This window comes from Paenibacillus sp. FSL H7-0331 (assembly GCF_001956045.1).
In genome coordinates this window covers 268,282-284,008 of the sequence record NZ_MRTH01000004.1, presented here as the reverse complement: position 1 = coordinate 284,008, position 15,727 = coordinate 268,282, and the positions used below count along the sequence as shown (strand labels likewise).

Sequence of the window (15,727 nt, the reverse complement as noted above, 5' to 3'; positions counted from 1 at the left end):
TTTTTAAGTGTACTCCGATGTATACAAACCAATACAATGAAGGCATGTTTACCCCTTTGTATACATCGGATAACTCATAGATTTACTATTAAAAGGAGGCTATGACATGCCGTCTGCTACAGGGGAAAAGCTTTGGATTATTCCTGATGGTTACATTCCGGAGTTCAGCTCCGGAACGTTAACCAGCCACGAATCAATCTGCGTATTGAACACCTCTTCGGAGGATGCACACATTACCATTACGATTTTTTTCGAGGACCGTCCTCCTCTTGAGGACATTCAGGAAACGGTTGCCGGTCGCCGGACCAAGCATATCCGCACGAGCTCCCTGGCTACCAAGGAAGGAACGTCTATTCCACTTGGTGTTCCCTATGCGATTGAAGTACAAAGCCATATTCCGATTATTGTACAATACAGCCGTCTGGATACGACTCAGGCCGAGAATGCTCTGATGTCAGTCATCGCTTATCCCATCAAATCCTAAGGTAGAGGAGCTTAACCAATGGACAAAAATGTTCAAGCCAATTATGAATTAGCGAAAGAACTGTATGCAGCTCATGGCATCAACGTCGATCAAGTGCTCGAACAGCTGGAAAAAGTCAAAATTTCGATGCATTGCTGGCAAGGCGATGATGTAAAAGGATTCCTTAATCGTGATCAAGATTTGACCGGTGGTATTTCCGTAACCGGTAATTATCCTGGAGCGGCACAATCCCCTGCACAGCTTCGAGCAGACTTGGAGAAAGCGTTCTCTTTGATTCCTGGCAAGCACAAAGTAAATCTCCATGCGATCTATGCGGATACAGATGAAAAGGTCGAGCTGAATGAGCTGGAACCCAAGCATTTTCAAAAATGGGTAGACTGGTGCAAGGAGCAAGGCTTGGGTCTGGACTTCAATCCGACTTGTTTTTCCCATGAAAAATCCAAGGATGGATTTACTTTAAGCCACTCCGACCCGGAAATTCGTCAATTCTGGATCGATCACTGCAAAACCTCAAGAAAAATCGGCGCCTTTTTCGGTGAGCAATTGGGTCAAACTTGCGTCACAAATGTATGGGTTCCAGATGGCTACAAGGATGTTCCGGCAGACCGTATGGCACCAAGACAGCGCCTGAAATCAGCATTGGACGAAGTATTCGCTGAAGAGCTCAATCCAGCCTATAACCTGGACGCCGTTGAAAGCAAGCTGTTTGGACTCGGCTCAGAAGCGTACGTGGTCGGCTCCCATGAGTTCTATATGGGCTATGGCATCCAAAATAACAAGCTGATCTGCCTGGATGCAGGTCACTTCCACCCGACAGAGGTTATCTCCAACAAGCTGTCATCCCTTGCCCTCTTCACCGATGGCATTCTGCTGCACGTCAGCCGCCCGATGAGATGGGATAGCGATCACGTGGTAACGCTGGACGATGAGCTGATCGAGATCGGCAGAGAATTAGTGCGCGGCAATCTGCTTGAAAAAACACATATTGGCCTCGATTTCTTCGACGCGAGCATTAACCGTGTAGCGGCTTGGGTAATCGGCACACGCAACACGATCAAAGCACTGATGCGTGCGATGCTTGATCCTGTGGAAGCCCTGAAGAAAGCGGAGCTTGAAGGCGACTACACTACACGTCTGGCATTGACGGAAGAGTTCAAGTCCTATCCTTTCGGCGCCATCTGGGATTACTATTGCGCGTCCAAAGGCGTGCCGGTGCGTGAAGAGTGGCTGGCAGAAGTAAAAACCTATGAGCAGGAAGTATTGCTTAAACGCGGAAACTAATTAACGAATAAGGGTGATATCCTTTGGGGAACATTGTCGCTTTTGATCTGGGGGCGAGCAGCGGCAGAGCGCTGCTTGGTCGCCTTACAGATGGCAAGATCGAAATCACGGAGCTTCATCGGTTTTCCAATGATCCGGTGCAGGTGGGCGACCGCTTGCATTGGGATATTTTACGGCTGTATCATGAAATTAAGCAAGGACTGCTAATCGCCAAAAACCAGGGAATTGAAGTAAACAGCATCGGCATTGATTCATGGGCCGTTGATTTTGGCTTTATCGGCAAAAATGGTGAGCTGGTTGGGAACCCTTATCATTACCGGGATCGACATACGGAAGATATGATGGAAACCTTGTTTGCACAGATCCCGGCGTCGGTTATTTTTGGGAGAACAGGCATTCAGTTTTTGCAGTTTAATACAATATTTCAGTTGTTTGCGCTCAAACAGGCTAACTCCCCTTGGCTGCAGGCAGATAATCGGTTTTTGATGATTCCGGATTTGCTGAGGTATTTCTTGACGGGCGAGATGCACAATGAGTTTTCGAATGCTACAACGACCCAACTGTTCAATCCCGTTAAAGGTGATTGGGATGCTGAGCTCCTCCGACTGCTGGATTTCCCTGCATCGTGGTTTGGCGATGTGCTGCAGCCTGGAAGTCAAGCCGGTATGCTGCAAGCATCCGTCTGTGAAGAGCTGGGCATACCTTCGATTCCCGTTTATGCGGTTGCCGAACACGATACAGGATCTGCCGTCGCAGCGGTTCCGGCTACGGATCGATCCTTTGCTTACTTGAGCTGTGGCACCTGGTCGCTGATGGGAACCGAGGTTCACAAGCCCGTCATTAATGAAATGGCGCAGAAGCTCAATTTTACCAATGAAGGTGGCGTCGAGGGTACTTATCGCCTGCTCAAAAATATTATGGGCCTGTGGATTTTGCAGGAAAGCCGCCGCGTGTGGGAGAAAGCAGGAAAATCGTATGCTTTTCCCGAATTAGTACAATTGGCCGGAGCTGCTCAGCCATTCAAGGCGTTCATAGATCCTGATGATGCCCTGTTTCTGGCTCCTGGAGATATGCCTTCAAGAATAGCCCAATATTGCCGTCAAACTGGACAGCAAGCCCCTGAAACGGTCGGTGAAATCGTTCGCTGCATTCTCGAAAGCCTTGCTCTCAAATACCGCTACGTGTTTGAAATGACGGAACGCTTGTCCGGGCAGCGGTTTAACGGTTTGCATATGGTTGGCGGAGGCATTCAAAATACGCTGCTCTGCCAATGGTCAGCTAATGCGATTGGCAAGCCGGTATGGGCGGGTCCATCTGAAGGCAGCGCTATCGGCAATATGGCCGTTCAATGGATTGCCCAAGGGGTGTTTCAGGACATATGGGAAGCGCGTCAGGTGATCCGGGATTCCTTTAGCATTATCACTTATGAACCTGAAGCACAAGATCTGTGGGCCGACGCCTATGATCAATTTCTGAAGCTGACAGGAATGACTGAATAACATTGTTTGTGAAAAGAGGGTAAGCATGCTGGTTGCGGAGCGTTATGAAAAGATTGTAGGTTTGGTCAACGAAAGAGGCGGTATCCGAGTTTCTGAGCTGAGCGAGCTATGTCAGGTTACGGAGGAGACGATTCGCCGTGATCTGGACCGCTTGGAGCAAGCCGGACGACTGCGCCGCTCGCATGGCGGAGCGGTCAGTGTCAAGGACAATCAGCAGCCGGAAATTCCATATGCTGAACGGGAAATCACCTATGCCGATGAGAAGAAACGAATAGCTCAGGAAGCGATCAAGCGGATCGACCTGAAGGATCGTATCTTGCTGGATGCCAGTTCGACGGCTTGGTATATGGCTGCCGATCTGCCTGATCTGTCTCTCACCGTATTGACCAATGCAATCAAGGTCGCAACGGAGCTGAGCAGTAAGGAAAAGATCGAAGTCATCTCAACAGGCGGCATATTAGCGCAGCGTTCCTTGTCCTTCGTAGGGCCACTGGCCGAGCGTTCCCTGGACGCCTACCATGTCAATAAAGTGTTCCTATCGTGCAAGGGCGTTCATCTTGACCGCGGCATCAGCGAATCCAACGAGCTGCAGGCCCGTATTAAGCAAAAGATGATCGGCATGGCGGATGAGGTCATTCTATTGGCCGATTCCAGTAAATTCGGCGTGCAGGCATTCACGCATGTTGCCGATTTGTCCGAGGTCGATGTCATTATTACGGACCGTCGCATAGGCAAGGAAACGCTAGAACGACTGCAGGAGCTCGGGATTAGCGTGATTACGGTGTGAGAATAGGGTTGTTCTAAAAAATCCATAGTATCCAGCCTTTTCCGAAATGTGAAAAAAGAAGCCTACGTTTTTCCACAGTAAATGTGTGAAAAACGTAGGCTCTTGTTCTTGCATATAAACCTGCTGTTTCTTAGTTCATCTATTCATTCATAGGTTGTACTGCCGGTATCGAATTGGTCTTACAGAGTTTTACTAAAAACCTGTACTTCCTGACGATGGAAAATATAGGGCGCAATTCGTTTGTTGACAAAGCGTTGGAACTGTTGATGATAGGCATTCACATCAAAGCAACCGTAAGGTATCCCCAACGCGACCTGACGTCTGATCATCCTTTGTATGAAAGGAATACCAACATGCTTGCGGTAAACATCCTCTCTGATGAACATTGAGCTCCAGTACAAAAACTGCTCATTGGAACGCTTTGCCACGATCCATCCGACAATATCTTCACCTTGGCGAAGCCACAAGCTGGCTTGCTGATCAATAGTACCGAAGCTGTAGCTTTCGAATGGAGAAAGGGCATATGGATACCAGTCCGCCCTCTTCAGTTCCTCCCATCCCCTGACAGTGATGTCCTGCCAGTCGTGTACTGAATAGCTCTTGGGCAGCGGTATATCCCGACTCCATTTGGAATGACTATTAAGTAGCAGGCAATCAAAGTGATAATGCGTCACCTCCCCTTCATCCTTCTGCCAGTCACATGCTGTCAGGGAGCTTGGGAAACTAATACTATGCCCCGGCTGCAGGGTAATCTGTAAGCTGCGGATGCCAAGCTCCTTAAACTGCTTTACAGTAAAACGGAGCAACTCCTGCTCTAAAGCTTCACTCTGATAAGGAGGCGCGATTCCAAATGAATGCAAGATCCCCAAATCGTCGATTGTCCTGATCTCAGCCAAAACTAGAGCTGCCGGAACCCCATTGATGCTTGCTCCTATCCTGATCCGGGTAGGTAGATCATCATTCTGCATGAAATAATGAATATAATCCTGTAGTGCCAGATGTTCGTAGGGCTGAATCTCCAAAGGCTGTAGGACGTATATGTCGGTCAATGGATTCACCACTTTCATCGTGTATCTGTGTATTAGACATTAAGTTGAAAAGTGACGTTGTAGAATGGATTTCTCTTTACCAACTGCATTTTATGGACTTTTGGTTCCTGTGATACCACTAATTGTTTGTTCTCTGCCGTTATCAGTATCACGCTGTGTTACTGTAAGGGTAATAGGGCCGTTTATTAATGAGTAAACTTTGGTAGAAAAATAGATAGAATACTTGTTATCTATCTCATTTATTCCAACTGTAACTTCCTCACCAGAATTATCTATAGAATTAATTCCATCGGTAATTGTTACCTTCATTTTAAACCCGGGTTCTCCAGTTCCAGTTACTGTTTTATTTCCATTATTGAGACTGACAGGAGTATTAATCGTTGGTGATTGTAATTTATGTATTTTGAATGAAGCCGATCCTACTGCAATGCTTCCACCGTTGTAAACACTATAGGTGACGCTTTGCTCCGTATACAGTTTTTGAAGAGCTGGAACGGTATAGGTAACCGAATTATTCACAGAATCCAGCACAGAAGCTGTTGGAGTTACATTAGTAGGTGTCATTTCGTCAATCGACTGTTTGAACTTAAGATTTTGGTAAATAGCTTCACTTACTGTTTCGACTGTTGTAAATTTGACGGTCACGCTACCGTTAACCGCACTAACAATAATCTTGGTTACGGTAAAGCTCGCCGTATTGTAGGCAGTTTGATTCTGATAGGACAAGCTGTACACCACACTTTGATCTGCATCTGTAAATTGCACTTCGTTCACCTTGAAGGTAACGGTGCTACCAGATGCTTCAATCGATAAAGGTACCTCAGTCGAGACTTGCCCACCATTTATGGACCGGTTAATCTTCATGCCCTTGGTCGCTTCGGCGACAGATACAGCCTTATCGAAATTAACCGTAATGGTTCCGTTCACCGCGCTAGCTGAGTTGATAACTGCATCAGGAATCTTGGCTACGGTAAAGCCCACCGTATTGTAGGCGGTTTGATTCAAATAGGACAAGCTGTACACGACGTTTTGATCTGCATCTGTAAATTGCACTTCGTTCACCTTGAAGGTAACGGTGTTACCAGATACTTCAATCGGTAAAGGTGCCTCGGTCGAGACTTGTCCACCATTTATGGACCGAATAATCATCATGCCCTTGGTCGCTTCGGCGATAGATACAGCCTTATCGAAAATAACCGTGATGGTTCCGTTCACCGCGCTAGCTGAGTTGATAACCGCATCAGGAATCTTGGCTACGGTAAAGCCCACCGTATTGATGGTAGTTCCATTCATATAGGATAGACTGTATACCACACTTTGTTTAGCAGCCGTCTGTCCCACCTCAGCCACCTTAAAGGTAACGGTATTACCGGATGCTTGAACCAGGGAAGGTACCTCAGTTGAGCCTGTTCCACCATCTATGGACCGACTAATCTTCATACCATAGGTTGCTTCGGCGACAGATACGGGTTTATTGAAGTTCACTGTGATGGTTCCGTTCACCGCGCTTACGGTACTTATCGCTGCCTGCTCTACCGGCTGTCCCGTCGTTGGGTTGGCGGCCAATGTAAAACCTGCTGATACCGTACTGGAGAGCTTGTAAGCCACTGTGTATACAATACTTTGAGCAATATCCGTTGCAGCTATTGTGGGTACACTCAGCGATACCATGGTACCGTCTGAATTCAGCTGGAGACCCGAAGGAACGATAACCTGAGGATTACTGCCTCCATACACCGATTGTGTAACAACGAAGTCTTTAATAGTAGGTGTGACCGAAGGCGCACTACTAAAGCTAATGGTAATGAGTCCATTCTGCACACTTATTCCAGGCAGCGGTGAGTCAGGATCGCGTTCTTCTCTTCCATCAGGGCGTATGATAACGGCGTCAGCCGGAATGACTGCAGGATGCGCAGCAGCGAATGTTTTAAAAGCAGACAGATTAAGCTTACCAGGATTCGCAGCCATGAATTGGGCATAATTGAGTCGGCCCTCAGGTAAATCCGCAATAAAACTGGAAAGCCCCTTCGTATTCAAGTTATTGTTCAATTGTACGAGCAGGCTTGGGTTTGCTGCTATATCGCTAAGCAGATATTTTTGATTGCCTACATAGTAGCCCGGATTGGACGGAGCTGCGAAGGTAGGTGCGGCAGTTGCTGCCATTAGAAATACAGAGGCAGATGCAGTAATAAGCAGCTTCTTGGTTGCTTTGGACATGGGTTCTCACCTTTCATTATGCAATTTAATAACGAGCTACAAACTATGCATTTACTGAACATTCACATAAAAGGATTTGAGCAATATCGAACCGTTGTAAGCCGTCAACGTCAACGTATCCCCGCTTTGTGCTCCAATTAAATTGACCGATATACTTCCATTGACAGGAATCGCATCGTTCAATTTCACAGTATTCTTCATAATTTCAACTTTGGTTACTTGAGTATTGACAGCAGCCTCGATCTTTGTCAGTAACAGCCCATCAAATATAGCTGATGTATTCGATATCCATAAAACATTGTTAGACGAGCTTTGGCTTGAACTTGAACCAGATCCTGATCCGCCGCCTCCAGCAGCGATTGTAAAAGCTGGAGCAGCTGCAGCTGCCAATCCTTGATAGGATACACTAAATACGACAGAGCCTTGACTCACTGTAGGGACAACCAGCTTAACGGTTTTGGCAGATGCATCTACAGACAAGCTGGTTGGAGTCACAATTGTTTCTGTCTCGCCATTTACAGATTGTGTGACTTTGAAATCGGCTAGGGTTGGTTCCGTAGTCCATGCCTGGTTAAATAGGACGGTAACCAAACCGTTAGCACCATTTACATTTGAAATGTTAAACTTCCCATCCGTTGGAACCGTTACAGACAGCTGGTTCAATTCCCAAGAACGTTGAAATGCAGTTGCTGCTTCAGCACGTGAAATAGGAGCAAACGGTTTAAAGGACCCATCCTCGTAGCCATTGAATATTTGCTTGCTCAGAAGAGCTGAGACGCTACCTTTAGCCCAGCTATCGATTACTTCCGCATCTTTGACTGTGAGGGTGCTTGGAGTGCTTGTATCCAGTTTTAGAAGCCTCGCCAAAACAGCCGCTGCCTCTTCTCTTGAAATCGATTGATTCGGTTTGAAGGTTCCGTCAGGATAACCTTGGATATAACCAACAGATTGTGCAGCTGATACCTGTGGATAGAACCAATCTGCAGACTTTACATCATTAAAGTTAGTGTTTGCAGCTGTTCCAGATAAACCGAAGGTTTGGTTGGCCATATTGACGAACTCTGCTCGACTGACCTGACGATCCGGTTTAAAGGTCCCATCGGGATAACCGTTAATTCGTTTGGAAGCAGCCATCTGTTCGATACTGCTGTTGGCCCAATGATTCCCTGTATCCGAGAAGCTGGCGGCAAGTGCCGTACTACCATTAGCAAGCATCATCAAAGCAAGGACATAAGTAGTAAATTGTTTTAGCTTCATGCTGTCGTTAATCCTTCTTTCTATGCAGAATATAGTTCGACATAACTCTACAAAACCTTAATAAAAATCACATCTAACTAAAGTTATAGAAAGAAGAATATCAATTCATAATAGGACAATCTGTTCACGCTTTGTTCAATTTATGAGATCTATCATGTTTTTTTATGGAAAATAAAGGGATTATCAATATTTAAATTTTTATTAAATAATGCTCCCAAATTATTTATCTTTTAAAAATTAGTATCTATTAAATCAAGTACCTATTAGGAAAAGTATCAACAGCAGCAAAGCCAGATCAGACAAAGGTGATTATTCAGCCTGTGAATAACTTTTCAGACAAGCTATCCACTTATGTGTATAAATTCAGACTCGATGATAATTGAGTTATAGATTCAGAGATTTACGATATATCCACCTGTTAATATCTAATTCCCCCTAAGAAGGCAACATACTTATCCCCTGTCTCCCAACAATCCACAAAAGCTGTCTAATTAATTAACTATAGGTACAGCGTTATTTCTAATAAACTAACCATGACTTTTACCTATTGTCTGAATTCATAACTTTTAGTTAACAACAAAGGGCAACCAGCCGCTGATACAGCGAATCCTGTTGCCCTTTGTTGTTCAAATATGTGAGAATCCTCGATAGTTCTGTGTGGATTCTGCTTTTGGGAAAGATCGTCATTTGATTTTGGGTAAGACAAACAGCCTCCTGAAATTACAGGAAGCTACGCAGTCACTTTTCCATTCATAGATGATTTAAGCTCAAGCAGGAGATCCTCCAGGTAAAAAACCTCATGATGAAGAGCACTATCTCTGAACCTGTGCTCGTCCGCGGAAGAGATAGGTGTCTTCATCGGGTTGCTATACCGCTCTCCAAGCTCAGCGACTGCCCTGCTGCAGACCTTGGCAAATTCGCGAAGCGAGAACTTGTCCTTAATCGCGCGGAAGAACTGGAGCGGCCTTGCTTCAGCATACACGCCCTCATTTTCGAAGGCCTCTATATACCGATAAGCTCCGGTTTCCTTCATAACCTCCATATAGGCAGCGAAGGAACGGTCCTCTAGCTCAACAGTAAGCATACTGACTAAGTCCATACCATGAAAACCGTAGCGCATTACGATGTCCCGAATCCGGGCTGCTGCATAACGGAGTATGGTCATGCTTGCATGATGTAACAGTTGAGCCAAACCGAGGAACACATTGCCATTGCCAAGCTGCTCTACCTCAGAAATCCGATAGAAGCTGAACAGCTGACGCAGACGAGAGACCGTTTGCGAGTAGGGGATTTTTGCCTTCGGAACCATACGGTAATGCGCACCAGGCACATGCTGAACAACGAAGGCCGGGTTGAGCACCCAATGAACAGCCCAACGGCCCAGCGAATCCTTTTCCACCGAGCATTCGAGAAATAGCCGCTGCCCATTGATCTCCAACTCAGAAAGTGAATGTAATAATTCCCGAATCTGCGCGGGGCGTGATTTATGAGTGAGAGTATACAACCACGAATGGCGTCCGAGCAGCTCTTTATCTTTATGCTTCAGCTTTTCACCATTTTTGTTCACCATATACAAATACAGCTTTTGAGCGGCAATCGGCAAATCTGTAAACGCGGCGGTGAACACCAGAGGGTGAAACAAGACAAAACGGCCTGTCTCCCGTTTAAAGGACTCCAGCTTCCACTCATTAATAATCCCGCTGCGTGAAACGGACAGGATGCCAAGGGCAATAAGCTTGTGAGCCTCCGCGTAAAATTGCTCCTTCGTGCAGCTTTCCTCATACTCCTCGGCCATCAATTGATACAGACGGTGCAGCGGACAGCCTGCCAGCGTCCCCTCTGTATTAAAACGGCGCGAGATCGTCATCATGAAACGGATAGTCGTTCCTGTGACGTGAAATTTACGCAGTGGATGGCTGTTCTTACGAAACATGACCACCGAATCGCTGGCATAGGATTTCTCCAGATTGAATAGATCGGTGAGGAAGGTATGATCTACCGAGACGGGATAAGTGCTGCCCAGATTCTTATTATCCAGCAGCAAATAGCTCTCGCTGCGGTTTACGTCTGACTTTCGCTTGGCTTCTCCCATGGGTCGATCATACCTCCTTCCGAAGACTAACTGGTTAATTTGAAAAAAAACTTTACAGGACAAGTTCAATTCATTACAATATACGGACAATCCCTTAAAAGACAAAATTTAAGCAGACCTTCAATCGCGCCGTTTTTTTGCGGATTAAGGTTGGGTGAGGTTGCTGACTGCTGGTAACAGCTGCAACCGGTATGGATTTATCGACAATATGAGTATCCAGTGCAATCTGGTGCTCGGAGAGTAAGGTTTGGCGACCTTACTTCCCAGAGAAGCCTCCGCTGACAGCGGAGGTTTTTTGTGTGATCCCCAACACTCAGGATCGTTAAACAGGATTCCAGTATTTTCGACAATACCATTTAAGATTAAGATTGGTCAATCATAGTACAGAGGTGGTTTACTTCGTAGTGCAGAGGTGTTATTTTTCGTAGTAGAGAGGTGGTTCGTAGTGCAGAGGTGGTTACTTCGTAGTACAGAGTGGTTCGTTTTCGTAGTAGAGAGGTGGTTCGTAGTGCAGAGTGGTTTCATTTCGTAGTAGAGAGGTGTTTGTTTTGTAGTAGAGAGGTCTTTCGTAGTAGAGAGGTGTTTACTTCGTAGTACAGAGGTGGGAAAAAGATCGAGAAAAAGTTACTTTTTTTCATTTTTTCGTAGTGCAGAGGTGTTTTATTTCGTAGTAGAGAGGTGTTTGACATGGACATATTAAAAAACCTCTTCGGATGAAGAGGCTTCTCGGGTTAAATAAGCAATCGTTCCTCGATCGTATCCGTCGCTTTTTGCAGCCATTCGCTCGGTTCAAATATAACCTTAACCGGCACCCGGCCCTTCTTGACGATTTCATAATTACGGATAACATCAAAATTTTGCAGCTCATCAAACGAGTTTTTCAGCATTACATAGGCTTTGTAATTATCATTCGTGTTCAGACCCAAATGATTAATCAAGGCTTCGACCTCAAGAACAAATTCGCGATCCTTTGTTTTGTTAACGACAATCAAATACAAGTTCTTTGAGGTAGGTGTGGCAAGGTCATTAAACAGCGAAATACTGATCGACACCACGTTGCCGGCCAGAAGGTTTTTATACAAATCATCGCTTAGCCTCATAAAGACCGTATTCGTGTCTCGATCGATATCGACATCCTGAAAAGGATTATGAATTTTCGTTCTTCTGCGTTTCTTAGCTTCCGCATCATAAAACTCTTCCATTACAATCGACGTTTTACCGAGGTTATCCAGGCTCGTATGCAGGGTATCGTATTCGCCGCCGTTAATATCAGCATTCACATTATGCAGCAGCTCTTTAAAAGCGAATTCAAATTCCTTGGTCTTCCCCTTTTGCTCCCACATCTTAAAAACACCGAATAAATTACGCGCGTCATAAGGCAGCAGCAGAGTTCCATTGCTATTTTGATAAAAAAGGTTTCTGAACCCGGACTTATTCAATTCGAGAATTCCCTTTTGGTTACGTCTCAGCTTTAGCGTGGACTCATTGGGAGTCGTTGAAGAAATAAATGGATGGTCAATAAAATTCCGCTCTACGCTATGGCTGAATTGGCGGTTCTGTTCCTGCTTTCTCTGAATAGCTTTTTCCAGAATCAAAATCTGCATTTCCAAATATTCCTGCTGCTCAAACAGCTCTTCATTGGGGGTGCTATGATTTTCAAGATTCATCAGGATTTTTTGGGAAATATCATTTCGAGTCTCAACTATTTTTCCTGAGATCCGCTTGAGTTCATATATCTTCTTATTAATAAGGGATGAGCTGTATCCGTTAATCTCTTCATCAAGCTGACCCATGATCATTTTTTCGTCAGATGATACCGACTTTAGCTGTTTTTTCAGGTCAATCAGCTTTGGAGCATATTTCTCAAGCACGTTAATAATCGCTTTACTCAATTCCAATTCACCAACCTTTTATATTGCTCATCTTATTGTAGTACGAGTTCGGTAATTTAACAATAAAAAAGCTGCAAGTAAAAAGGTTCCAGCCAACTTATTGCGTCAGCGGAACCCGTCATTAACATTCGTATTTCTTGATAAGTCCCTTCAAGTGATAACGCATCAACAGAGTCTGTTCGACCGGATTCATGCCAGCTGCCTCTTCCTCGGGTCCATTCCAAAATTCCATCGCAATAATGCCCTGCCATCGAAGCCCTCTTAGCCTTTTAATAATGGCATCAAAATCAATTTCCCCATGCTCGAATGGACACTTCGGCCAACCGACTGCTGCTTGTCTTGCATGCATGTGCCCCGTATAATTCAAGAGCTCCATCGTTTCCTTCTGATCATAACCGTTCACCTGAAAATGCAGAAAGTCCAGTGTATATTTTAAGCCTTCTACGGTTTGCGCCATTAGCATAGCTTGGGAGGGTACGTTCAGCAGCGAGGCTCGGCTGGGCTCGACGTGAAAGGAAATGCTACGCTCGGCTGCTATGGCCACCATTTGGCGGAGTGTATTAGCCGCGTTGTCGAATGATCGCTCATAACCCACTTCCTTGTGTAACGCTCCGGCTGACCCCATGATGCTTCGAAAACCGGCCATTTGGGCATAAGCGCAGATCCGGGCAAAGTTATCCAGCATTTTACCCCTGAGCACAGTGTCCGGTTGACTGTTATTCACACTAATTCCATCAACAGCGACAGTTCCCAGAAAATATTCGGCCAGCTTGAGATCGTATTTGGCGGTAAGCTCTTGGACAAGCTGCGCTTGTTTCTTCGGATTCTCGATAACATCGCCCTGTCTGATCGTACCGACCGAATCAACATCAATATATTCATAGCCGAGTCTCTTAATAAATGCAAAAATTTCATCCGGTGTACCGGGACCGTAATTTCGTGAGTGGCAGCTGAGCCCTATCATCCTAATTCCCTCCGAAACCGGAGTTTGCATCCAGCCTGATCTGCAGCCCCTTATTGCGCATCGACAATTGCAGTGCGTCCAATATCTCCATCACTCTTACGCTTCTCTCTCCGCTGCTGATAGGAGATTGCTTCCCTTGACGTATGCAATCCCAAAAATGCGCGTACATCGCAGCATGGGTTCTTCCGCAGGAGATCAGCGGTGAGGATTCCATAAGCTGCCCATCCTTATGCTGGGTATAAATACGTATACAGTCATCGGATTTCTCTTTATAGCACTGGTTGACATCATAGCGGATCAAGCCTGTATCTCCTTGAATGTTAACCTCATATTCGGCAGGAGCTACGGCCGATCTCATTGCCTTATACATAAAGCTGCTCCCATTATCAAAATGAACTAGCGCCAGGGAGCAATCATCCACTTCGCCAGCTTCTCTCAGCTCAAGAGGTATCGATAGATTATCATATTTGTAATAGCCGAGACCTGTTACGGATATCGGTTTTGGATCATTCAAGAAATAGAGCGCCCACTCCACATTGTGGGATGCACTCTCCATACTGATGCCATCACCGCCGATTGTTTTGCGTTTATGGTTGCCGCTGCTTCTAGAGGATGCACGTGTAATGCTAACATTGAAAACCTCGCCCAGCTCCTTATTGTCGATCATCTGTTTAAACATGAACATCTGATTTTGCAGCATGCCATTGGAGCCAACGATAAACACCTTACCACTTTGCTTGGCAGCATCCAGCACCTGACGCATTTCCTGTTCATTCAGGGTTGCTGGCTTTTCGAGATACACGTGTTTCCCGGCCCTTAAGGCATCAATGGCAATTGCTGCGTGAGTAAACGTAGGTGTACAGATGGAAACGGCATTGATCTCTTTCATCGCAAGCAGCTCTTTATAATCCTCAAAGCTATGCGGAATATTGAATTGGCTCGCAGCTTTGTCAGCCAGTCCCGGCATGGCGTCTGCAGCGGCATAGATCTGTACATCGGGATCATTCAAGGAGTGGATGGATGGAATATGCCTCTCCACGGAAACCTTGCCCATTCCGATCATTCCGAGACGGATTTGCTGTTCTTTATGCATGGTATACCCTCCTTGACATTATATGGGTGAAGCAATGGGACTTCCTTCAGAATGGTTACAATGCAGACAAATGCCGTTGAAGCCAGTCATAAGCTATGGCACCCGATACCTCGTGTTTGCCCGGATGGATGTCTTCCTCCAGCTGATCTTCTGCATGGAGTACGTGATAAATCGATTTTAAATGGTGAAGCGCTTTAATTGCGCCTGCAATCGGGAATCCGAGATCGGCTTGACCGGATTCAATAAGCAAAGGCCGAGGAGCGATAAGACCCCATATATCGGGCATTTCAGCAATATTCAGCAGATCCGGTATGTAATTATCCGAGCAGTGGGGCTTGGCCAATATACTATCCCTGTAGGTATTGGTAAACCCGCTAATGACAGCAGCGCGAATTCGTTCATCAATAGCCGCTGTTAATGCCATAACGTTCCCGCCCCCGGAGAAGCCCATACACCCGATCCTCTCAGGAGCTACCTCACGAAGGGATAATAAATAATCGACACAGCACATCATCTCATGAACACGGTAACCGGCTAACGTTTTACCAGCCATAAGCAGATTCGTGGACAATCTGAAACAGGAGTTGGCATTCGGCTCCTTGTCCTGATCCTGCATCAATCTTCGATCACCCAAGCCCAATAATTCAGGCACGATGACGATAAACCCACGCTTTACCAGCTCAATGGGATAATCCTTGTAAATACCTGGCTCGTCCTCCCTCACACTTCCGTCTGGCATCAGCCCTATAAGCTGTTTGTACCCATACCCATGACCTGGGCAAGCGACGATCGCGGGAGTAGTACCCTCCGAACTTTCTCCAGCTTGAGGTGTTACCTGTTTAGGCAGAAGTACATAACAGGGCATTTTCAAAAAATGATCCGTCGTCAGCTCGATATGCTCGCGAATATAATCGCCGCAGTCCACTCGTTCCAGGCACACAGGGTTCAGCGGAACCACGTCTCTTTGTGGCAGCACCAGCGCTTGGATCAGCCTTTCTTGTAATGCTGTTCTCCATTCACTCCACTCGGCCTGGGTGTTCGCTTTAAAGGCGTGAACATACGTCTGACGGTCGTACAGCTGTTCAAGAAATTCATCGGGATTCCACATCACA

12 protein-coding genes are annotated in these 15,727 nt (G+C 45.9%); 4 read left to right on the top strand and 8 right to left on the bottom strand.

The window, feature by feature from the left end:
• The first annotated feature begins 106 nt into the window (after positions 1 to 106).
• The 4 genes from BK127_RS08085 to BK127_RS08070 are packed head-to-tail and all read left to right on the top strand — an operon-like array spanning position 107 to position 4,051.
• Positions 107 to 484, top strand: a complete 378-nt coding sequence (locus BK127_RS08085; RefSeq protein WP_076229506.1) for a sensory rhodopsin transducer — start codon at positions 107 to 109, stop codon at positions 482 to 484.
• A gap of 18 nt (positions 485 to 502) precedes the next feature.
• The gene (rhaA, locus tag BK127_RS08080; protein ID WP_076229505.1) at positions 503 to 1,765 is read left to right on the top strand and encodes an L-rhamnose isomerase; all 1,263 of its coding nucleotides are present in this window, start codon (positions 503 to 505) and stop codon (positions 1,763 to 1,765) included.
• Between the two features lie 23 nt (positions 1,766 to 1,788).
• Complete coding sequence (locus tag BK127_RS08075; protein ID WP_076229504.1) at positions 1,789 to 3,264, top strand: rhamnulokinase; 1,476 nt, start codon at positions 1,789 to 1,791, stop codon at positions 3,262 to 3,264.
• A 25-nt stretch (positions 3,265 to 3,289) separates the two neighbouring features.
• Positions 3,290 to 4,051: a DeoR/GlpR family DNA-binding transcription regulator gene (locus BK127_RS08070; RefSeq protein ID WP_076229503.1), complete on the top strand. Its 762-nt coding sequence runs from the start codon at positions 3,290 to 3,292 to the stop codon at positions 4,049 to 4,051.
• 179 nt (positions 4,052 to 4,230) lie between these two features.
• Here the strand turns inward: BK127_RS08070 and BK127_RS08065 are convergent, their stop codons facing one another.
• From BK127_RS08065 to BK127_RS08030, 8 genes are all read right to left on the bottom strand, one after another.
• Positions 4,231 to 5,100 (bottom strand): hypothetical protein, encoded by an 870-nt coding sequence (locus tag BK127_RS08065; RefSeq protein WP_076229502.1) that lies wholly within the window; start codon positions 5,098 to 5,100, stop codon positions 4,231 to 4,233.
• Between the two features lie 90 nt (positions 5,101 to 5,190).
• Positions 5,191 to 7,317, bottom strand: coding sequence for a hypothetical protein (locus BK127_RS08060; RefSeq protein ID WP_076229501.1), 2,127 nt, complete (start codon positions 7,315 to 7,317; stop codon positions 5,191 to 5,193).
• 51 nt (positions 7,318 to 7,368) lie between these two features.
• A complete protein-coding gene (locus BK127_RS08055) occupies positions 7,369 to 8,574 on the bottom strand; it encodes an S-layer homology domain-containing protein (RefSeq protein ID WP_076229500.1) in 1,206 nt (401 codons plus the stop codon).
• Between the two features lie 730 nt (positions 8,575 to 9,304).
• On the bottom strand, positions 9,305 to 10,666 hold the full coding sequence (locus tag BK127_RS08050; RefSeq protein WP_076229499.1) for a hypothetical protein: 1,362 nt from the start codon (positions 10,664 to 10,666) through the stop codon (positions 9,305 to 9,307).
• Between the two features lie 731 nt (positions 10,667 to 11,397).
• Positions 11,398 to 12,558 (bottom strand): replication initiator protein A, encoded by a 1,161-nt coding sequence (locus BK127_RS08045; protein ID WP_076229498.1) that lies wholly within the window; start codon positions 12,556 to 12,558, stop codon positions 11,398 to 11,400.
• A gap of 121 nt (positions 12,559 to 12,679) precedes the next feature.
• A complete protein-coding gene (locus tag BK127_RS08040) occupies positions 12,680 to 13,522 on the bottom strand; it encodes a sugar phosphate isomerase/epimerase family protein (protein WP_076229497.1) in 843 nt (280 codons plus the stop codon).
• A gap of 1 nt (position 13,523) precedes the next feature.
• Complete coding sequence (locus tag BK127_RS08035) at positions 13,524 to 14,615, bottom strand: Gfo/Idh/MocA family protein (RefSeq protein WP_076229496.1); 1,092 nt, start codon at positions 14,613 to 14,615, stop codon at positions 13,524 to 13,526.
• A 55-nt stretch (positions 14,616 to 14,670) separates the two neighbouring features.
• Entirely contained in the window at positions 14,671 to 15,723 is a 1,053-nt protein-coding gene (locus tag BK127_RS08030; protein WP_076229495.1) for an alpha/beta hydrolase family protein, read from the bottom strand.
• Between the last annotated feature and the right edge of the window lie 4 nt (positions 15,724 to 15,727).